The sequence below is a fragment of the Salinispora pacifica CNR114 genome (genome assembly GCF_000514775.1).
GTDB lineage: Bacteria > Actinomycetota > Actinomycetes > Mycobacteriales > Micromonosporaceae > Micromonospora > Micromonospora pacifica.
In genome coordinates this window covers 1-19,447 of record NZ_AZWO01000021.1, presented here as the reverse complement: position 1 = coordinate 19,447, position 19,447 = coordinate 1, and the positions used below count along the sequence as shown (strand labels likewise).

Annotated in this window: 19 protein-coding genes; 13 read left to right on the top strand and 6 right to left on the bottom strand. The window is 71.0% G+C overall.

The annotated features are described in order from the left end of the window. The first annotated feature begins 342 nt into the window (after window positions 1-342). Window positions 343-852 (top strand): LytR C-terminal domain-containing protein, encoded by a 510-nt coding sequence (locus B118_RS0114655; protein WP_018220542.1) that lies wholly within the window; start codon window positions 343-345, stop codon window positions 850-852. A gap of 22 nt (window positions 853-874) precedes the next feature. Here B118_RS0114655 and B118_RS0114650 read toward each other — a convergent pair whose 3' ends face one another. Then, window positions 875-1,684 carry an inositol monophosphatase family protein gene (locus B118_RS0114650; RefSeq protein WP_018828459.1) on the bottom strand — a complete coding sequence of 270 codons (810 nt, stop codon included), beginning with the start codon at window positions 1,682-1,684 and terminating at the stop codon, window positions 875-877. A gap of 282 nt (window positions 1,685-1,966) precedes the next feature. Between B118_RS0114650 and B118_RS0114645 the strand changes: the two genes are divergently transcribed. Next, window positions 1,967-3,586: an RNA polymerase sigma factor gene (locus tag B118_RS0114645; RefSeq protein ID WP_027648839.1), complete on the top strand. Its 1,620-nt coding sequence runs from the start codon at window positions 1,967-1,969 to the stop codon at window positions 3,584-3,586. Window positions 3,587-3,864: 278 nt separating this feature from the next. Continuing rightward, entirely contained in the window at window positions 3,865-4,098 is a 234-nt protein-coding gene (locus B118_RS0114640) for a DUF7455 domain-containing protein (RefSeq protein ID WP_012181646.1), read from the top strand. Between the two features lie 195 nt (window positions 4,099-4,293). On the opposite strand, the gene B118_RS0114635 is transcribed toward B118_RS0114640, so the two are convergent. After that, the gene (locus tag B118_RS0114635) at window positions 4,294-6,027 is read right to left on the bottom strand and encodes a DEAD/DEAH box helicase (RefSeq protein WP_018220545.1); all 1,734 of its coding nucleotides are present in this window, start codon (window positions 6,025-6,027) and stop codon (window positions 4,294-4,296) included. Between the two features lie 253 nt (window positions 6,028-6,280). Beyond that, a complete protein-coding gene (locus B118_RS0114630) occupies window positions 6,281-6,505 on the bottom strand; it encodes a DUF3039 domain-containing protein (RefSeq protein ID WP_018220546.1) in 225 nt (74 codons plus the stop codon). An 83-nt stretch (window positions 6,506-6,588) separates the two neighbouring features. Between B118_RS0114630 and B118_RS0114625 the strand changes: the two genes are divergently transcribed. Both B118_RS0114625 and B118_RS0114620 read left to right on the top strand, forming a co-directional pair. After that, a complete protein-coding gene (locus tag B118_RS0114625; protein ID WP_028192963.1) occupies window positions 6,589-7,512 on the top strand; it encodes a pseudouridine-5'-phosphate glycosidase in 924 nt (307 codons plus the stop codon). Further along, entirely contained in the window at window positions 7,509-8,405 is an 897-nt protein-coding gene (locus B118_RS0114620; RefSeq protein WP_018220548.1) for a carbohydrate kinase family protein, read from the top strand. The genes B118_RS0114625 and B118_RS0114620 overlap by 4 nt, the downstream gene beginning before the upstream one ends. 9 nt (window positions 8,406-8,414) lie before the next feature. Here B118_RS0114620 and B118_RS0114615 read toward each other — a convergent pair whose 3' ends face one another. The 3 genes from B118_RS0114615 to B118_RS30485 form a co-directional block, all read right to left on the bottom strand. After that, window positions 8,415-8,777: a DUF3099 domain-containing protein gene (locus B118_RS0114615; RefSeq protein WP_026185305.1), complete on the bottom strand. Its 363-nt coding sequence runs from the start codon at window positions 8,775-8,777 to the stop codon at window positions 8,415-8,417. Window positions 8,778-8,905: 128 nt separating this feature from the next. Then, the gene (locus B118_RS0114610; RefSeq protein WP_026185306.1) at window positions 8,906-9,244 is read right to left on the bottom strand and encodes a hypothetical protein; all 339 of its coding nucleotides are present in this window, start codon (window positions 9,242-9,244) and stop codon (window positions 8,906-8,908) included. Further along, window positions 9,241-9,426: a hypothetical protein gene (locus B118_RS30485; RefSeq protein WP_080635131.1), complete on the bottom strand. Its 186-nt coding sequence runs from the start codon at window positions 9,424-9,426 to the stop codon at window positions 9,241-9,243. The genes B118_RS0114610 and B118_RS30485 overlap by 4 nt, the downstream gene beginning before the upstream one ends. 189 nt (window positions 9,427-9,615) lie before the next feature. Between B118_RS30485 and B118_RS0114605 the strand changes: the two genes are divergently transcribed. The 8 genes from B118_RS0114605 to B118_RS0114570 all read left to right on the top strand — a co-directional run. Further along, complete coding sequence (locus tag B118_RS0114605; RefSeq protein ID WP_018220551.1) at window positions 9,616-10,380, top strand: DUF5753 domain-containing protein; 765 nt, start codon at window positions 9,616-9,618, stop codon at window positions 10,378-10,380. Then, window positions 10,371-10,559 (top strand): DUF397 domain-containing protein, encoded by a 189-nt coding sequence (locus tag B118_RS0114600; protein ID WP_028192962.1) that lies wholly within the window; start codon window positions 10,371-10,373, stop codon window positions 10,557-10,559. Before B118_RS0114605 ends, B118_RS0114600 begins: the two co-directional genes overlap by 10 nt. Window positions 10,560-10,753: 194 nt before the next feature. After that, the gene (locus B118_RS0114595) at window positions 10,754-11,821 is read left to right on the top strand and encodes an iron ABC transporter substrate-binding protein (RefSeq protein WP_026185307.1); all 1,068 of its coding nucleotides are present in this window, start codon (window positions 10,754-10,756) and stop codon (window positions 11,819-11,821) included. Between the two features lie 65 nt (window positions 11,822-11,886). Then, a complete protein-coding gene (locus tag B118_RS0114590; protein WP_028192961.1) occupies window positions 11,887-13,422 on the top strand; it encodes an ABC transporter permease in 1,536 nt (511 codons plus the stop codon). Next, complete coding sequence (locus B118_RS0114585) at window positions 13,419-14,474, top strand: ABC transporter ATP-binding protein (RefSeq protein ID WP_018818045.1); 1,056 nt, start codon at window positions 13,419-13,421, stop codon at window positions 14,472-14,474. The genes B118_RS0114590 and B118_RS0114585 overlap by 4 nt, the downstream gene beginning before the upstream one ends. A gap of 114 nt (window positions 14,475-14,588) precedes the next feature. After that, the gene (locus B118_RS0114580) at window positions 14,589-16,073 is read left to right on the top strand and encodes a DUF7782 domain-containing protein (RefSeq protein ID WP_018220556.1); all 1,485 of its coding nucleotides are present in this window, start codon (window positions 14,589-14,591) and stop codon (window positions 16,071-16,073) included. Window positions 16,074-16,092: 19 nt separating this feature from the next. After that, entirely contained in the window at window positions 16,093-16,515 is a 423-nt protein-coding gene (gene dtd / locus B118_RS0114575) for a D-aminoacyl-tRNA deacylase (protein WP_018220557.1), read from the top strand. 115 nt (window positions 16,516-16,630) lie between these two features. Further along, window positions 16,631-19,447 (top strand): S8 family serine peptidase (locus B118_RS0114570; RefSeq protein ID WP_043541387.1); only part of this gene is annotated, 2,817 nt, incomplete at its 3' end.

Below are 19,447 nucleotides of genomic sequence, written 5' to 3'. Positions count from 1 at the left end.
CCCGACCCGGCACGAGCCGGGTCGGCGCCGCCAGGGAACTCCCCCAGCGAGCGCGGTACCTTACCTCCACCGCGGGCGTGGCATGTATACCGCCCTCGTGGAAGAGATGTACGCCTCTGCACGGGAAGTTGTTCCCAATGTGACTCAGGCGACATGAAGATAGGGGTAGTACTACCCCGTTCCATGCCGCCGCGCCGGCATGTCCGGCTGTTTCCACGCCGCCGCCGGACAACCGTTAACCTCAGCGGCGTACCGGACGGCCGTTCGGGTCGGGCGCTTCGCCCGCTGCTGACGGCCGTCGCCTTCCTCCGTCCCGGGAGCACCTTGATGAGTTTTGCGCGAGTGCGGGCACTCGTCGTCGTCGCCCTGTTGACGATCCTGGCGCTGATCTTCACCGTTGTGGCCCTCGTCCGGGACACGCAGAGCGACGCGGGGCTCGGCGCCGGCTGCCAGAAGGGCTGGCCGGCGGCGGACGTCACCCTCCGCGAACCGGCCGAGGTAAAGATCAAGGTACTCAATGGGACCGAGCAGGTGGGCCTCGCCAGCAAGATCTCCGACGATTTCCGAAATCGGAAGTTCCAGGTCGAGGAGACCGGCGACGCGGCGAAGACTGACGGCATCGCGGTCCTGCGGTACGGCCCGAAGGGTGTTGGTGCGGCGCACCTACTGCGGGCCTACTTCCTGAACAACGCCGCGGCCGAGTACGACCCGGAGCGCGCCGACGCCACCGTGGACATCATCCTGGGCAGCGCCTTCCAGCAGCTTGCCACCACCACCGAGGTCAACCAGTCCCTCGGTGACCTCGGGGCACCGGTGGCGCCGCCCGACACCTGCCCGGTCCAGGAGGAGTGACCGAACCGGCCCGCAGAACGGCTCAGGGGCCGCCGGCGGCGTCGAGGTCCGCCAGCCGGTCGTGCAGCGGCGCGTAGAGCACCGGGGGCGCGGCGATCACCAGATCCGGCCCGGCCGCCGCCCCGGCCAGCCCGCCGACCCGCAGTCCGGCCTCGGTGGCCACCAGGCCTCCCGCGGCGAGGTCCCAGGCGGCCAGCCCCTTCTCGTAGTAGGCGTCCACCCGCCCCTCGGCGGCGAGGCAGAGGTCGAGGGCCGCCGCGCCGAACCGACGGATGTCACGGATGTGCGGGATCAGCTCGACCAGCACGCCGGCTTGGTGCTGCCGACGGCGAGGGTCGTAGCCAAAGCCGGTGGCCACCAGTGCCTGGCCCAGATCTGGCTCGGTGGAGCAGCGCAACCGTTGGCCGTCCCGCCAGGCGCCGTTACCGATGGTCGCGGTCCACTCCTCGCCGGTGCCGACATTGCGCACCACCCCGGCGACCACCACCCCATCGACCTCGGCGGCGAGCGAGACCGCGCTGTGCGGGATGCCGTACAGGTAGTTGACGGTGCCGTCGATGGGGTCAACGATCCACCGGACAGCGCCACCGGCGCCCGTTTCCCCGTACTCCTCACCCAGCACGGCGTCCCCCGGCCGGAGCCGGCGCAGCGTGTCGTGCACCTGCCGCTCCACTGCCCGATCGGCCGCGGTCACCACGTCGGTGACGGTGGTCTTGGTCGCGGCCACCGAGACACCCTGGCTGCGCATCCGGTACGCCGTCGTGGCCGCCTCCCGCGCCACCTCGACCGCGATCTCCAGCAGTTCCCGCGGCTCCGGTACCGAGCGGACCATTCTCGTCCCCTTCCCGCACGACCGGGGTGGTCGCGACCATATGCGGGTATCATCCTTTCAAAGTCCACATCCGCGCCAATTCGGCGGTCCGAGCGGTGGTCCGGCGTGCGCCGCCGAATGATCGCCGTGGACAGCGTTACAATTCACCCTGCCCACGCGCCACGGACCGCCTCAACCGGCTGGCCCGCGACTCGGGGGTCCTCAACGACTCGCCCGGCACCGCGCTCCGCCCCACGCCGGACGACCCTGCCGTGCTCGCTCTTCGCCACCGGAAGGTCATTCGTGACAGAACCCCGCCAGACCGGCGCCGACGTTCGCTCGCTCACCGACACCTTGATCGCCCATGCGCAGAGCGCCGGCGGTCAGCTCACGTCGGCTCAGCTCGCGCGTACTGTCGAGGCAGCCGAGGTGACTCCGGCCCAGGCCAAGAAAATCCTCCGGGCGCTCTCGGAGGCGGGGGTGACCGTCGTGGTAGACGGTTCGGCCAGCACCGCCCCACGCCGCCGGGTGGCTGCCGCCCGGTCGACCACCCCAGCATCCCGGGCCACCACCGCCAAGACCACCAAGAAGGCCGCCACGCCCGCTTCGAAGGCGGCACCGACCGGGGCTGAGGCACCGGCCCCGGCGCCGCGAAAGGCCACCGCCCGCAAGGCGGCTGGCGGCACCGCCGACGGCGCGAAGGCCACGCCGGCGAAGAAGGCCACCCGCGCCACCAAGGCGACCGTGGCCGCAGCGACCGGCCCGGCCAGGGCCACGACGAAGACCGCGAAGGCCACGAAGGCCACGAAGGGCGGAGCTGCCGGCGAGGTCAACGCGGAGGAGTTGGCCGCTGAGATCGAAGACGTGGTGGTCGACGAGCCAGCGGAGCTGACCCAGGCCGCCGAGACCGACGCGGCGAACTCCGCCACCGACACCGACTTCGAGTGGGACGACGAGGAGTCCGAGGCCCTCAAGCAGGCCCGCCGAGACGCGGAGCTGACCGCCTCCGCCGACTCCGTCCGGGCGTACCTGAAGCAGATCGGCAAGGTCCCGCTCCTCAACGCCGAGCAGGAGGTCGAGCTCGCCAAGCGGATCGAGGCCGGCCTCTACGCCACCGAGCAGTTGCGCGCGGCGGATGAGAGCGACGAGAAGTTCAGCCGCGACATGCAGCGCGACATGATGTGGATCTCGCGGGACGGGGAGCGGGCAAAGAACCATCTCCTGGAAGCGAACCTCCGCCTGGTGGTGTCGCTCGCCAAGCGCTACACCGGTCGCGGGATGGCCTTCCTCGACCTGATCCAGGAGGGCAACCTCGGCCTGATCCGCGCCGTCGAGAAGTTCGACTACACCAAGGGCTACAAGTTCTCCACCTACGCCACCTGGTGGATCCGCCAGGCCATCACCCGCGCCATGGCCGACCAGGCCCGCACCATCCGCATCCCGGTGCACATGGTCGAAGTGATCAACAAGCTCGGCCGGATCCAGCGCGAGCTACTCCAGGACCTGGGCCGCGAGCCCACCCCGGAGGAGCTCGCGAAGGAGATGGATATCACACCGGAGAAGGTGCTGGAGATCCAGCAGTACGCCCGGGAGCCGATCTCGCTCGACCAGACCATCGGCGACGAGGGCGACAGCCAGCTCGGGGACTTCATTGAGGACTCGGAGGCCGTGGTCGCCGTTGACGCGGTGTCGTTCTCGCTCCTCCAGGATCAGCTCCAGCAGGTGCTGCAGACGCTGTCCGAGCGCGAGGCCGGGGTGGTCCGCCTCCGGTTCGGTCTGACCGATGGTCAGCCGCGCACGCTGGACGAAATCGGCCAGGTCTACGGGGTGACCCGAGAGCGCATCCGGCAGATCGAGTCCAAGACGATGTCCAAACTGCGCCACCCGTCCCGGTCGCAGGTTCTCCGGGATTATCTGGACTAGGGGCCTGCTCGGGGCCGAATCCGCACCAGACCCCACGACAGATACCAACCAAGCGTGTCAGTTTGAGCACTCTCCGCGCAACCCCCTTCGTTGGTCGGATGGTTGCCCGATCGTGATCGTTGACGTGGCACCCTTGGTGCAGGGACGCTGTCGGAGTCAGGTGTGACCTCGGTCCCCCGCGGGCACACAGGGAACGCGCGCCCTGATCAGGGTGTTGCACGATAGGTGAGCAACGACCGAAGAGAGTGTTCATCGGTGACGACCAGAGGAGGAAGGCGATGACCCCGACCCTCACGCCGCCGCCCGAGACGGTGAGCCCCCCGGCCGCCGATGAACGGTGCGACCGCTGCAATGCTGCCGGCAAGCTCCGCATTACCCTTGCTGGCGGCGGGGAACTGGTATTTTGCGGACATCACGCGAATAAATACGCAGAGGATCTCGTCAAGATCACTGTGCGGTACGCGGCGGACCCGGAGTTCAGCTGGCGTGGCGCCGATCTGATGACCAACTGAGGATCCGCAACCGAACGTACAAAGCCGGCCGGGCCCGCTGGGCCCGGCCGGCTTTGTCGTCTCCGGCGCCGACCGTCCTCCTGTCCGCGCCTGCCATCCGCTTCTCCGCGGCTACCGTTTCTTGCCCGGCGCCTACCGTCGTCGTGTCCGGTAGCCGCCGTCCTGTCTCGGCCTACCGGTCGGCTGCGGGTCGGGTCAGAGGGTCTGGACGGTGGCGATCCGCTCCTCCAACTGCTCAATAGTCGCCTGGGCGCTGGGCGGACCACCGCACCGACGGCGAAGCTCCGCATGGATCTTGCCGTGCGGCTGGCCGGTGTGGTGATGCCGGGCAGCCACCAGGGCGTTCAACTGTCGGCGCAGCGCCACCCGACGCTGCGCCGCACTCATCGGCGCCGGCGGGGCGGCAGCGGTCGCCGCGGCCGGCTCCGCCGGCCGCGTGGTGCTCCGGCGTCGCGACGCGGCGAGCTGCTCGGCCTGCCGCTTGGACAGCAGCATGGCCACCTGATCGGCGGTGAGTAGACCGGGCAGCCCGAGGTACTCCTCCTCCTCTGGCGTACCGGCCTGCGCGGCGGTGCCGAAGGATGCGCCGTCGAAGATCACCTGATCCAGCTCGGCGGTCGCCGAGAGCGCGGCGAACCGCTTCTCCAGTTCACCGCTGGCCTGGTCGTCCCGCTGGGCGCGCTCCAGCAGGTCGTCGTCGAAGCCCTCCCGGTCCTTCGGCTTGCCCAGCACGTGATCCCGCTCGGCTTCCATCTCACTGGCGAGGCCGAGCAGGTGCGGGACACTGGGCAGGAAGACCGACGCCGTCTCCCCCGGCCGGCGGGCCCGGACGAACCGCCCGATGGCCTGGGCGAAGTAGAGCGGGGTGCTGGCGCTGGTGGCGTAGACGCCGACGGCGAGCCGCGGGATGTCCACCCCTTCGGAGACCATCCGGACCGCCACCAGCCAACGCTGCTCAGCCGTCGCGAACGTCGCGATCCGGTCCGAGGCGCCCGCGTCGTCGGAGAGCACCACGGCGGCCTTCTCCCCGGTCACCTGCTCGATGAGCTTCGCGTACGACCGGGCGGCCTGCTGGTCACTGGCGATCACCAGCCCAGCGGCGTCCGGCATCCCGGCGTTACGCAGCACGGTCAGCCGGGCATCCGCCGCCCGCAGCACCTGCGGCATCCAGTCGCCGGCCGGGTCGAGCGCGGTCCGCCACGCCTGCGCGATCAGATCCTGGGTCATCGGCTCCCCGAGCCGGGCGGCCAGCTCCTCACCGGCGTTCGTCCGCCACCGGGTCTCCCCCGAGTAGGCCAGGAAGAGCACCGGGCGTACCACGCCGTCGTGCAGCGCGTCGGCGTAGCCGTAGACGGAGTCGGCGCGGGATCGTAGGAGGCCGTCCCCGCCCCGCTCGTAGCTGACGAACGGGATCGGGTTGTCGTCGGAGCGAAACGGGGTGCCGGTGAGCATGAGCCGGCGCTCCGCGCCCTCGAAAGCCGCATGCACCCCGTCCCCCCAGGTCCGGGAGTCGCCGGCGTGGTGGATCTCGTCAAGGATGACCAGGGTCCGCCGGGTCAGGGTGCGCCGCCGGTGCACCTGCGGTGCCATCCCCACCTGGGCGTAGGTGACCACCGCCCCGTGGAAGTCGGCCGACGAGTGCAGGTCCGCGTTCCGGAATGCCGCGTCGAGCTGGATGCCGACCCGGGCGGCAGCCTGCGCCCACTGGGTCTTGAGGTGCTCGGTCGGGGCGACCACGGTGATCGCCTCGATGCTGCCATCGGCGAGCAGCTCGGCGGCGACCCGAAGGGCGAACGTGGTTTTACCGGCCCCCGGGGTGGCGACCGCGGTGAAATCCGGCTCCCGCCGACGTAGGTACTCCACCAGCGCCCGGCGCTGCCAGGCGCGCAGGGCTGGGAACGTCTCGAGCGTTGGCGTCCGGGCTGCCACGCGAAACTCCTCTCACCGCCGGCGGGACGGCCCCGACCGAGGATCGCGGGTTACGAACGCACGCCCCTGAGCCGTACCGGCATCGGCGCCGCCGCCGCCCATGAAAACGCCCCCGCGCGCAGTGCCGCGAGGGCCGGCCCAGCATAACCAGCGAGCGCCGTACGCCCCACTCGACGCCACGGTCAACGCAGGGGGGACGGAGCGGTGAGTACCGCCACAGCTCGCGCGGGCGGCGGACCAGCCTGCGGTCGACTCACTCGCGCATCGACTCGTAGATCTCCTTGCACTTGGGGCAGACCGGTGAGCCCGGTTTGGCCGACTTGGTGACCGGGAAGGTCTCGCCGCAGAGCGCCACGACGTAGGTGCCCATCACGGCACTTTCGGCGATCTTCTCTTTGCGCACGTAATGGAACATCTCGGGGCCGGTGTCGGCGTCCTTGACCTCGGGACGCTCGAGAACCTGTGTGCTCACTTCCATACCTCCACCCACCAAGTCTGGCAGGTCACCCTTTACCCGGTCTACTTCGAGCCCGACTGACCGACGCCGTACGGTTGGGCACTGTGACCACCTTTCACCTCCGACACGGCGCCGAGGTCGCCGACGCGCTCCGCGTCGGCCGTCCCGTGGTAGCGCTCGAGAGCACAATCGTCTCGCACGGCCTGCCCCAGCCGGACAATCTCCGGGTGGCCCGCGAGATCGAACAGACCGTCCGGGACGCCGGCGCGGTACCGGCCACCATCGGCATGGTCGCCGGCCAGCTCGTGGTCGGCCTCGACGACGCGGAGCTGACCCGTCTCGCCACCGTTGACGACGTGGCCAAGCTCTCCGTACGCGATCTCGCCGTGGCTGCCGCGACCGGCGCGGACGGCGCCACGACCGTGGCCGCTACCAGCGCGGTGGCCGCGGCGGCGGGGATCCGGGTGTTCGCCACCGGCGGTCTCGGCGGCGTGCACCGCGAGGCGGCCCAGAGCTTCGACGAGTCCGCCGACCTGACGACCCTGGCCCGTACGCCGATCGCCGTGGTCTGCGCCGGGGTGAAGTCGATGCTCGACTCGGGCGCCACGTTGGAACGCCTGGAGACACTCGGGGTCGGGGTGGTCGGCTACCGCACCCGCCGCTTCCCCGGCTTCTACCTCACCGACGGCGGCTTCGACCTGGACTGGTCGGTCGACTCGCCGGAGCAGGTGGCGGGGGCGCTCGCCGCCCAGGAGCAGCACGGGTTGCACTCCGGCGGCCTGGTCGTGGCCAACCCGCTGCCCACCGACGAGCAGCTCGACCCGGCGCTACACGATCGCACCCTGGCCGAAGGGCTGGCGCTGTTGCGGCAGGAGGGGATCACCGGCAAGGCGGTGACCCCGTTCCTGCTGGCACACTTCCACTCCGCGACCGAGGGGGCCAGCCTCGCGGTGAACATCCGGATCATCCTGCGCAACGCCGACCTCGCCGCCCGGATCGCGGTCGCGTCGGCTGCCCGGCAGGCATGACGCCACCCCGGGTGGTCGTCGTCGGCGACCTGATCACCGACGTGGTGGCGGTGCTGGCCGGGCCGCTGATGACCGGTTCGGACACGCCGGCCGAGATCCGGTTCACCGGGGGCGGCCAGGCGGCGAACACCGCGGCCTGGCTGGGCGCGTTGGGCATGCCGGTGACGTTGGTCGGGGCGGTGGGCGACGACGGTCCCGGCCGGGACCGGGTCGCCGAGTTGGCGCGCGGCGGGGTCGACTGCGCGGTCACCCGGGTACCCGAGGTCCCCACCGGAACGGTTTTGGTGCTGGCCACCAGCGACGAACGCACGATGGTCACCGAGCGGGGGGCGAACCTGTGGCTTTCGCCGGCGGCGGTCGACGCCGCTCTTGACGCCACGCCGGACGCCGGCCACCTACACCTGTCCGGTTACACCCTGCTGGATGCCGGGTCCCGGCCGGCCGGGCTCCGCGCACTGGCCGCGGCCCGCGAACGGGGGCTCTCGATCAGCGTGGACGCGGCCAGTGCGGCACCGCTGCGGCGGGTCGGCGCGGCGGGCTTCCTGAGCTGGGTACGCGGCATCGACCTGCTCCTGGTCAACGCCGCGGAGGCCCGAGTGCTGGCGGGCGGGCTCGACCCGGCGGCGCAGGGGCGGGTGCTCTCCGCCTCGGCCCGGCGGGTGGTGGTGAAACGGGGAGCGGCCGGCGCGGTCTGGGTGGACCGGGATGCCATGGTCGCGGTGACCCCGACCCGCCGGATGACGGTGGTCGATCCCACCGGGGCCGGCGACGCGTTCGCTGCCGGCCTGCTCTCCACCTGGCTGACCGGGGCGACCCCGGAGGCGGTGCTGCAGCGCGCCGGTGACCTGGGCGCGTCGGCGGTCGGCCAGGTGGGGGCCCGACCACCGAGCTGACGCCCGGTGTCACTGCTCGGCGTCGATGACCTTGTGCGGCTGTTCCTCGGCGGTGAGGCTCGTCGGCGCCGGGTCCGCCAAGGACCGGGACCGGGGCCGGAACTTGCCACCGAGACGGTGCTTCTCCTTCGGCGGCCGGTCGTTGGCCAGCAGCACGGCCAGCCACGGAATCAGGATCATGCCCAGGCCGGCCAGGGGCAGCCAGAGCCAGAGCATGGGGGCCTCCACGCCGACCAAGATCGCGCCGACGATCAGACACACCACTCGGACGCCCATCATCAGCACGTACCGCTTCTGGCGGCTGGTGAGCTGATCGTCCTGGCTGCGCGGGGCGTCGGTGATCAGGATCGGCTGGTACGCCGGACGCTTCACCACGGACCTCCTCGGGGATCCCCCTCATCCTGTCACCTCGCCCTCCGGCCACGGGAGGTCGCCGGCAACCTCGCTTTCCGGCTCGCCTTCCGGCCCGGCGAGGATCGGTGGGTCCGGCGCCCGGGGTATCACTCCCCGGGCTGCCCGGCCGGTCGGCGGTAGGGGCCCCAGGCCACGAACCGGTCAAAGAGCTCACGCGGACCGGGCCCGTCGTGCGGGTTCAGGTGATACAGGTCGTGCATCGCCTCGTACAACAGCCCGGCGAGGTAGATCGACAAACTGGGTGGGCGCGTCGCAAACTCGGCTTTCAACAGCAGCCGGGCCTCCGCGCAGGGCCACGGCTGGCCACACGCCCGGCATGCCCACATCGGCCGCAGCGGCGTGTGTGGCGGCCGGTTCCCGGCGCGGTGGCGGGGGTGCTCGGGGTGGGGGCCGAGTCTCGGCTGCGGCAACGAGTGCGGCCTCACCGCCGCCCCCCGTTCGCCCGCCAGGACTGGGCGGGGGTCAGCCAGCCGACCCGACCGGGCCGGGGAAACGCCTCGGTCGGTGCCGTCATCCAGGCCGGCTGGGGTGCGGCCGGAACCCGCCGCGGTAGCTGCGCCGGGGTGTCTTGTCGACGACGCCGACAACGGAACCAACGTACTCGCATGACTGCCTCCTCGGTGCGTGGAAGGGCCGCCCCACCACCCCCGGCGGGGCGGCCCGACAGTGCCTCCGGCGGGCTCGGGTCCGCACCGGCCGCACCGTCCTGTCATCACCCTCCAATCCGAAGCTGGACAATCACACAGCGTTGCCTTTAGTTTTTTGGACAGTCCCTTCGTTCCAGGTAGGAGCCGGCATGAACCATGCATTTGTCGCAGCGCTCACCGAGGCGGGGCACACCGCCGAAAGTCTCGCGGGTCAGGTCGGCGTCCATCCAAAGACCGCCGCGAGGTGGGCCAACCCCGGCCACATCCCGCAGGCCCGACACCGGGCCACCGTCGCGGAGCTGCTGGGCCGAGACATCGACACCCTCTGGCCGGACGTGAGCCGCCGCCGGGAGCCGGTCTGGTTCCGCCCCTGGGTCAACGTCGAACGCGAGGCGATCGCGTTACGGGCCTTCCAGCTCGCCTGGGTGCCGGGGCTGCTCCAGACCGAGGCGTACGCGGAGGCGACGCTCGCCGGCGGCATCCTCACCACCGACACCGACGATCTGGTCGAGGCGCGGCTCAACCGCCAGGCGATCCTCCAGCGCGAGCAGGGGCCGCTGCTGATCGCCGTGCTAGACGCCGGGGTCCTGCGGCGGCGGGTCGGCGACAGCCGGGCTCTCATGGCCGAGCAGCTCGCCCACCTGCTGGCCTGCGCCGAGTCGCCGAAGGTGCAGCTGCACGTCGTCCCGCTCGACGCCCCCAGCTACCCGGGGCTGGACGGGCCATTCACCATCGCCGACATGCCGGACGGGTCGCGGGTGGCCCACGTGGACAGCCCCGCGCGGGCGCAGCTGCTGGAGAAGACATCGGACATTGTTACGCTGGAGCGACGGTGGGAACTCATCCGTGGGGAGGCCCTCCCCCGTGGGCGTTCCCTGGATCTCCTGAGAGAAGCGGCAGCAGCATGGACCTGACCGGTGCCCAGTGGCGCAAGAGCACGAAGAGCGGCGGTAACGGCGGCGACTGTGTAGAGGTGGCCGACAATCTCCCCGGTGTCGTCGGCGTCCGCGACAGCAAGGACCCGCTCGGGCCGACGCTGGCCTTCGGGCCGGCGGCGTGGCAGGCCTTCGTCGGCTTCACCCGGCGGCGCTGACCCGCCGCTTGTCAGCCGCCGCCGGGCGCTGACCTGCCCTTTGCCAGCCCTGACCTGCCTCGCCGATCACCCCCGCCGCCGGCCCGAGCGGCCCACGACCGGTCCACCACCGTGATTCATCCCGCACGCCACATCACTGTGAGGTTAGCCTGTGCTAACTTCACCGGGTTAGTCTCCGCCGACCTGTCGTGTGAATGAGGTTCGTCGTGTCTGCACTCTTCCGCCGGTCCGCTGCGACTTTCGTCGCGACCGGACTACTCTCCGTTGGCCTGGTCGCCTGCGGGTCCGGTGCGGATGACACCGACCCCGGCGAGCCCAACGACAAGATCATCACCGTTTACAGCGGACGGAACGAGAAGCTCGTCAAGCCGCTGCTGGAGAAGTTCACCGAGCAGACCGGCATCGAGATCCGGCCCCGATACGCCACCACCGCCCAGTTGGCGGCGCAGCTCGTCGAGGAGGGCGACCGGTCCCCGGCCGACATCTTCTTCGCCCAGGACGCCGGCGCCCTCGGCACCGTGGCCAAACAGGACATGTTCGCCACGCTGCCGGAGACCAGCACCGACCAGGTCACCGAGACCTACCGGGCGCGCAGCGGCCAGTGGGTCGGCATCAGCGCCCGCTCCCGGGTGCTGGTCTACAACGCCGACCAGGTCCCCGCCGACCAACTCCCGACCTCCGTCTTCGACCTGACCGGTCCGGCGTGGAAGGGCAAGGTCGCGCTCGCTCCGACCAACGCCTCCTTCCAGGCGTTCGTCACCGCGATCCGAGTACAGCACGGCGACCAGCGGGCGCAGGAATTCCTCTCCGACCTCAAGGCCAACGAGGCGCAGATCCTCGACAACAACATCCGGATCGTTGAGGCCGTCGACGCCGGCGAGGTCCCCATGGGACTGGTCAATCACTACTACCTCGGCGCGATCGCCGAAGAGCAGGGCAGCACGCCGGAGGCGTTGCAGGCCAAGCTGCACTTCTTCCCCGACGGTGACACCGGCGCCCTGGTGAACATCGCCGGTGTCGGGGTGCTCAACCGGGCCGCCGAGGACGCCGACGCCCAGGCGTTCGTCGACTTCCTACTCGGCGCGGAGGCCCAGCGGTACTTCGCCGAGGAGACCTTCGAGTACCCGGTGGTGACGGGCGTGCCCGGTCCGACGTACGTGCCGCCACTGGCCGACCTGAAGGTGCCCGCCATCGACCTCAACGACCTGGACACCCTTGAGGCCACCGTCGCCATGATCACCGACTCCGGGCTGGTGCCCTGAGCACTCCGACGGCCACGGCGGGGTCGGCCACCAGCAGGCCGACCCGCTTCGCCGTACCCAACCGGGTGCGACGGCTGGCGCCCCGACCGGTGCTGCTGGCGGCGTCGACGGCGGCGGTGGTCGTAGCCCTGCTGCCCCTGACCTACCTCGCGCTCCGCACCGCGGAGGCCGGCTGGGACCGGGTCGTCGACGAGTTGTGGACCGAGCGGGTCGCGCTGCTCGCCCTCCGCAGCCTCGCCCTCGCAGCGGTGGTCACCGCCGCCTGCGTCCTGCTCGGTGTCGGCACCGCCTTCCTGGTCACCCGCACCCAGCTGCCCGGCCGGCGGTTCTTCGCGGTGCTGGCGGCGCTGCCGCTGGCCGTCCCCACGTACATCGCGGCCTTCGCCTGGCTCTCCGAGATACGCGGGCTGGAAGGCTTCTGGCCGGCCGCGCTGGTGCTGACGCTCTGCTCCTACCCGTACGTCTTCCTGCCGGTCGCGGCGGCACTGCGCGGCGCGGACCCGGCCCAGGAGGAGGTGTCCCGGTCACTGGGACGCAGCGGATGGCAGACGTTCACCGCGGTGACCCTACGCCAGATCCGTCCCGCCATGGCGGCGGGCGGGCTGCTGGTCGCCCTCTACGTGCTCTCCGATTTCGGGGCCGTCTCGATCCTGCGCACCGACACCTTCACCCGAGCCATCTTCGTCGCGTTCGACCTGGGGTTCGACCGCACCGGCGCGTTGGTACTCGCCAGCGTGCTGGTGGCGCTGACCGTGCTGCTGCTCACCGCCGAGACCACCACCCGGCGGCGGGGCGCCCGCTACGCACGACTCGGCGGCATCCGCCGCCCGCCGGCCCGGCTGCAACTCGGCGCCGCCCGCTGGCCGGCGCTCGCCGCGCTGCTCGGCGTGGCGACACTCGCCCTCGGGGTGCCCGCGCTGAGCCTGGCCCGACGGCTCGCCGACGGTGTGTCCCGCCCAGGTGCCCTGGCCGAGGTGGCCGTCGCCGCCGGCAACTCGCTGACCGTCTCGTTGAGTGGCGCCGCGCTGACCATGCTGCTGGCGCTGCCGTTGGGGCTGCTCGTCGCCCGCGCGCCCAACGCGCTGACCACGGTGCTGGACCGGCTCGTGTACCTCGCCCACGCGCTGCCCGGGGTCGTGATCGGGCTCTCGCTGATCTTCTTCGGTATCACCGTGGCGTACCCGCTCTACCAGACCCGCTGGCTGCTGGCGCTGGCGTACGCGACCCTCTTCCTCCCCCTCGCGGTCGGCGCGGTCGCCGGCGCTGCCACCCAGTCCCCACCGGGGCTGGAGGAGGTGGCCCGCTCGCTGGGCCGGGGCCCACTGACCGTGCTGCGTACGGTGACCCTGCCGCTGGTCCTGCCCGGTATCGGTGCGGGCGCGGCGCTGGTCTTCCTGACCGGCATGAAGGAGCTTCCCGCCACCCTGCTGCTGCGGCCGACGGGGACAGACACCCTCGCCACCGAGCTGTGGACCGCCACGTCGGTCGGCGCGTACGCTGCCGCCGCCCCGTACGCGGCGTTACTGGTGGCGATCTCGGCGCTGCCCACCTGGCTGCTGGTCTCCCGCAGCGGCCTGCTCGACAAGGAGGACCGGGGATGAGTGAGGTCGCGCTGACCGGGGTGGTCCGGCGGTACGGCGCGGTGACCGCGCTCGCCGGTGTCGACCTCACGGTGCCGTCCGGGCTACTCACCGCCGTGCTGGGGCCCTCCGGCTGCGGCAAGACGACATTGCTGCGCTGCCTCGCCGGGTTCGAACGCCTCGACGACGGCGAGATCCACATCGATGGTGTCCCGATCGCCGGCTCCGGCCTGCACCTGCCCGCCCACCGCCGCCGTATTGCCGTGGTGCCCCAGGAAGGCGCGCTCTTTCCGCACCTCAGCGTCGCCGACAACGTCGGGTACGGCTTGGGTCGCGCCGCCCGCCGAGGCGACCGGATCGAGGAGGTGCTGACCCTGGTGGGCCTTGCCGGGCTCGGCCACCGGATGCCACACCAGCTCTCCGGCGGCCAGCAGCAGCGGGTCGCGGTGGCCCGGGCGCTCGCGCCCCGCCCGTCGGTGGTGCTGTTGGATGAACCCTTCAGCGCCCTCGATGCCGGACTCCGGGCCGGACTGCGACACGACGTCCGGGAGGCCCTACGCGCCGACGGCGCGACCGGCGTGTTGGTCACCCACGATCAGGGTGAGGCGCTGTCCGTGGCCGACCGGGTGGTGGTGCTACGCGCCGGTCGGGTGGTACAGGCCGGGACGCCGACCGCCGTCTACCGGGAGCCAGCCGACGAGTGGGTGGCCGGTTTCGTCGGCGACGCGGTGTTGCTGCCGGCGGTGGTCCTGGACGGCGGCACCGCACGCACCTGTCTGGGGGACGTGCCGATCGCCGACAGCGCCCCGGCCGGCCCGGTGACCGTCCTCGTCCGACCGGAGCAGGTCCGCCTGGGTACCGGCCCGGGGACGGTCGCCGCCACCGTACTGCGGCACGACTTCCACGGGCACGACGCGCTGGTCGGCCTCCGGCTGGCCGACGGCACCCGAGTCACCGCCCGGATCCTCGACGGCAGTCCGACGGTGCCGGTAGGCGCCGAGGTCGGAGTCACCGTCGAGGGCACCGCCCGCGTCTTCCCCACCACCGTCACCTCGACTCTGATCAGCGTGTAGGCGCAGCAGCCCCGGCGACGCCGTGAGGGCGCAGACCCCGCTCGGCCTGACACCAGCGGCCGAAGTCCGGCGGGTGCCGCCCACGACGATGTCGATGGCGGGCAGGATAGCGGCGTGGACCCAGATGACATGCTCTTCTCCCCCGCCGGCGTGGCGGCGCTGCGCAACGCCCTGACCCGGGCGAACTTCACCTCGAACGGGATCGCCGGCCGGCTGGGGTCGCAGGCGACCGGCGGCATGGCCCGCAACGACTTCCGAGCCGCGCTGCGCGCCACCGAGGACCGCGATCCCCTCGCCACCCTGATCCGGCTCTTCGTCTGCGAACAGACCGAGCCGTACGAGGCGGTCGCCACCGCGCTCGCGCCGCTGCCGATCAAGGAGGCGCTCGCCGGTGGCCTGGTCGAGCGGCACGGCGACGGCCTACGGATGGGCCTCGACCTGGAGCCGTACGGGGATGACTGGTGGGTGCTCGCCGACGCGCCCGCCAGCACCCACCCCGGCCGGGCGTTGCAGGCCGAGCATGTACTGGGCATCGGCGGCGCCACCCAGACCCTGATCGGGGCGACGGTCCGGCAGCCGGTCGAGACCGCACTCGACCTGGGCACCGGCTCCGGCGTCCAGGCCCTGCACCTCTCCACCCATGCCCGGCGGGTCACGGCCACCGACCTCTCCGAGCGGGCGCTGCGCTTCGCCGCGACCACCGCCGCCCTCAACGGGCAGGACTGGGAACTGCTTCGCGGCGACCTGACCGCCCCGGTCGCCGGGCGCCGCTTCGATCTGGTGGTCAGCAACCCACCGTTCGTTGTCGGGCCGGGCACCACCACGCACGTCTATCGCGACTCCGGGCGGGTGGGCGACGCGATCGGCGCCGAGTTGGCCGCCGCCGCCCCCAGCTTGCTCACCGAGGGCGGCACCATGCAGTACCTCGCGAACTGGGTGCACGTCGCCGGTGAGGACTGGGCCGAGCGGGTCGCCGGCTGGTTCACCGGCAGCGGGCTGGATGCCTGGGTGATCCAGCGCGAGGTCGCCGACCCGATGGCGTACGTCAATCTGTGGCTCTCCGACGTCGGCGAAACGGCCAGCCCGGAACGGATGGCCGAGTGGTTGGACTGGTTCGACGCGCACAAGGTTGAGGCGATCGGCTTCGGCATCGTCTCGCTGCGCCGCTCCGGCCACGACGACCCGGTTGTCCGGGTGGAGGAGCTGCGCCAGCTGGTCGAGGCGCCGCTCGGCGACCGCGTCACAGAGTGGTTCGACCGCCAGGAGTGGCTCCGGGTCCGTGACACCGACGGGCTGCTCGCGGCGCGTTACCGGGCCGCCGACGACCTCCAGCTGCGGCAGGAGGCCACCATGAGCGACGAGGGGTGGTCGGTGAACCGACAGATCCTCGCCATGCCGCGCGGCCTGCGCTGGACCGAGGAGATCGACCCGATCGTTTTGGCCCTGGTCGGCGGGGCGGACGGACGGTTGCCGCTGCGCGATCAGCTCGCCCTGCTCGCCTCCGCGCACGACGTGGCCCCGGGCGAGCTGGCGGAGGCGGCCGGCCCGATCGTGGCCCACCTGGTCGAGCGCGGTTTCGTCGAGCCGGTGGTGGAGTGATGCGGGGGGTGGTGGTCTGATGCGCGCGGTGGTGCAGACGGTCGGCCGGGCCCAGGTCACGGTTGACGATGTGGTGGTGGGGGCGATCAGCGACGGCCTGCTGGTGCTGCTCGGGGTGACCCACTCCGACACAACGCAGACCGCCCGAACCCTCGCTCGAAAGGTGCACGAGTTGCGGATCCTCGACGGGGAACGGTCGGCCGCCGACCTCGGTGCCCCGATCCTGGTGGTCAGCCAGTTCACCCTCTACGGGGACGCCCGCAAGGGCCGCCGCCCGAGTTGGACCGCCGCCGCCCCGGCGGAGGTGGCCGAACCCCTGGTCACCACGGTCGTCGAGGAGCTGCGTGCCCGTGGGGCCAAGGTGGAGACCGGGCGCTTCCGGGCCCAGATGCTGGTGGAGAGCGTGAACGTCGGCCCGCGCACCATCCTGCTTGACCTCTGATCGTGGCGACGACTGAGCGGCACCGGGATCGTCCACTCTGACAAACCACGCCGCTATGTAGTCAACAACTAACAGAGTGTTTACCTTTCGGGGTGCGGTGGGTAGAACTACGTCTATGCATTCCCATTCAAGCCCGTTTGCTGCTGGCCGATCACGGCGGCGGCTGATCGCCGCCGCCGTGGCCGCCGCGATGATCGCGACCTCAGCCGCCGCGATCGATCCGGCTGCCGCGAATGCCGGCCTGTCCCCGACAACCGCTCCCCTCGCCACACCCGCCGCCGCCCCGNAGGCGCACACCGTCACCCTGGTCACCGGCGACGTCGTCACCGTCCGCACCCTCGCCGACGGCAAAACCCTCACCGAGGTCGACCAACCCGACGACGCCACCGGCGGCTTCAGCGTCCAACAACACGGCGACGACCTCCACGTCATCCCCGACGAAGCCATCCCCCTGCTCGCCAACGACCGACTCGACCAACGACTGTTCAACGTCACCGACCTGATCGAGATGGGCTACGACGACGCCCACACCACCGACATACCCCTCATCGCCACCTACCCCGACACAACAGCTCGCACCACCACCACCGCACCCAAGGGCGCCACCCTCACCCACGACCTACCCGCCATCAACGGCCACGCCCTCACCACCGACAAAGAAGACACCCGCACCCTCTGGACCACCCTCACCGCCGATTCCGGCTCCAGTCAGACCCGCGCGGAAAGCAGCAGCGGCGGCGCGAAGCTCTGGCTCGACGGCCAGGTACACGCCACCCTCGCCGACAGCGTCCCCCAGGTCGGCGCCCCCGAAGCCTGGAAAGCCGGCTACGACGGCGACGGCGTCACCGTCGCCGTCCTCGACACCGGCATCGACCACACCCACCCCGACCTCACCAACCTGATCAAGGACAGCGTCAGCTTCGTCCCCAACCAGGACACCACCGACCCACGGGGACACGGCACCCACGTCGCCTCGATCATCGCCGGCACCGGTGCCGCCTCCGACGGCGACAACACCGGCGTCGCCCCCGCAGCCGACCTGATCATCGGCAAAGTCCTCAACAACGGAGGCGTCGGCTACGACTCCTGGATCATCGCCGGCATGCAGTGGGCCGCCGAATCCGGCGCCGACGTGGTCAACATGAGCCTCGGCAACGCGGCGCGTACCGATGTCCTCGACCCGATGACCCTGGCGGTGGAGAACCTCTCCGCGCAGCACGACACGCTCTTCGTCATCGCCGCCGGCAACAACGGAATGACCATCGGCACCCCCGGCAACGCCGAAAGCGCGCTGACCGTCGGCGCCGTGGACAAACAGGACCAACTTGCCGGGTTCTCCAGCGTCGGACCACTGGCGGGAAGCGGCGGGCTCAAGCCCGACCTCACCGCCCCCGGCGTCGCCATCAACGCCGCCCGCTCCCAACAAAGCACCGGCGACGGCATGTACGTAGAAAAGCTCGGCACCTCGATGGCGGCCCCACACGTGGCCGGAGCGGCCGCCATCCTCGCCCAGCAACACCCCGACTGGACCGGCCAGCAGCTCAAGGACGCCCTGATGAGCAGCGCCGAGGCGCTGAGCGACAGCTACACCGCGTTCCAGGTCGGCACCGGCCGACTCGACGTGGCAGCAGCCGTGAACAGCACCGTACGCGCCGCCGGCTCGGCATTCATCGGCTACTTCGAATGGCCGCACCAGCCCACCGACACCCCCGTCACCGAACCGGTCACCTTCACCAACAGCGGCACCGCCCCGGTCACCCTCGACCTCACCACCACCGGCAGCGACGCATTCACCCTCACCGACTCCACGGTGACCATCCCCGCGGGCGGCCAGCTGGACGTCCCGGTAACCGCCGACCCCNGTGGAATCGCCATCGGCTCACACACCGGCTACCTCGTCGGCACCGACCCCACTACCGGCGACACCATCACCCGCACCGCCCTCGGCCTCCTCAAAGAAGACGAACGCTACGGCCTGACCATCAAACTCCGCGACCGCAACGGCGACCCCGCTGAAGATTTCGTCATTGTGCGAGCAGCCGGCGAATGGTTCCCCCGGTACATTCCGGTCGATGGTGACCGGACGCTGCGTCTGCCACCGGGGACCTACACGCTGGAAACGACGGCAGAAATCCCGGGTGAACGAGCGGACTCCCTCGGCCTCGCCCTGCTGGCCGCCCCGGAAGTCGTGCTCGACAAACCAACCGAGGTGAACCTGGACGCCAGCCAGGCCCGACTCCTCGACACCACCACCCCCCAACGCACCGAGAACCGACAGCGCCTGCTCCAATACACCATCGACTACGGCACCGGAGCGGCGCCTATCTACTACGCTCACTTCATCTCGCCGGTATACGACGACGTGTACGTCCTGCCGACCGAGAAGACCACCGAAACCTCCTTCGCCATGGCGGCGAAATGGCGCAGGGGAGCACCGGTCCTAAGCCTGCGCGCCCTCGGCCTACTCCCCATCGACGCCGTCGTCCAACCCGGCAGCACCATCACCACCGGCACCCAATGGCTACGCCCCGTCCACGCCGGCACCGGCACCCCCGAGGACTACACCGACCTCGACGCCGACGGCACAATCGCCGTCGTCACCCGCAACGACGACATCAGCGCAGCCGACCAAGCCGCCGCCGCAGCAGCCGCCGGAGCCGAAATACTCCTGATCGTCAACGACAAACCCGGAATCCTCCACGAAGATGTCGGCGAATCACCCATCCCCGTCGCCAGCATCCACCGCGACATCGGAAACATCCTGACCANACTCGCCGAACACGGCATACCGCCACTGAAGGTCAGCCAAGAGAAATACCCCGACACCATCTACGACCTGGCCCAGATCTGGCGCGAACAGGTGCCCGACCAGCCCCTCACCTACCACCCGAGGCACAGCGACCTGGCCCGAGTCGACGCCCGATACCACGCC

Bases quoted from the DNA above. Each gene is read 5' to 3' on its own strand.
- B118_RS30485 (WP_080635131.1), bottom strand. From the start codon at position 9,426: ATGCGAGTACGTTGGTTCCGTTGTCGGCGTCGTCGACAAGACACCCCG.
- B118_RS0114620 (WP_018220548.1), top strand. From the start codon at position 7,509: ATGACGCCACCCCGGGTGGTCGTCGTCGGCGACCTGATCACCGACGTG.
- B118_RS0114600 (WP_028192962.1), top strand. From the start codon at position 10,371: ATGGACCTGACCGGTGCCCAGTGGCGCAAGAGCACGAAGAGCGGCGGT.
- B118_RS0114640 (WP_012181646.1), top strand. From the start codon at position 3,865: ATGACCCCGACCCTCACGCCGCCGCCCGAGACGGTGAGCCCCCCGGCC.
- B118_RS0114585 (WP_018818045.1), top strand. From the start codon at position 13,419: ATGAGTGAGGTCGCGCTGACCGGGGTGGTCCGGCGGTACGGCGCGGTG.
- B118_RS0114605 (WP_018220551.1), top strand. From the start codon at position 9,616: ATGAACCATGCATTTGTCGCAGCGCTCACCGAGGCGGGGCACACCGCC.
- B118_RS0114630 (WP_018220546.1), bottom strand. From the start codon at position 6,505: ATGGAAGTGAGCACACAGGTTCTCGAGCGTCCCGAGGTCAAGGACGCC.
- dtd (WP_018220557.1), top strand. From the start codon at position 16,093: ATGCGCGCGGTGGTGCAGACGGTCGGCCGGGCCCAGGTCACGGTTGAC.
- B118_RS0114595 (WP_026185307.1), top strand. From the start codon at position 10,754: ATGAGGTTCGTCGTGTCTGCACTCTTCCGCCGGTCCGCTGCGACTTTC.
- B118_RS0114650 (WP_018828459.1), bottom strand. From the start codon at position 1,684: ATGGTCCGCTCGGTACCGGAGCCGCGGGAACTGCTGGAGATCGCGGTC.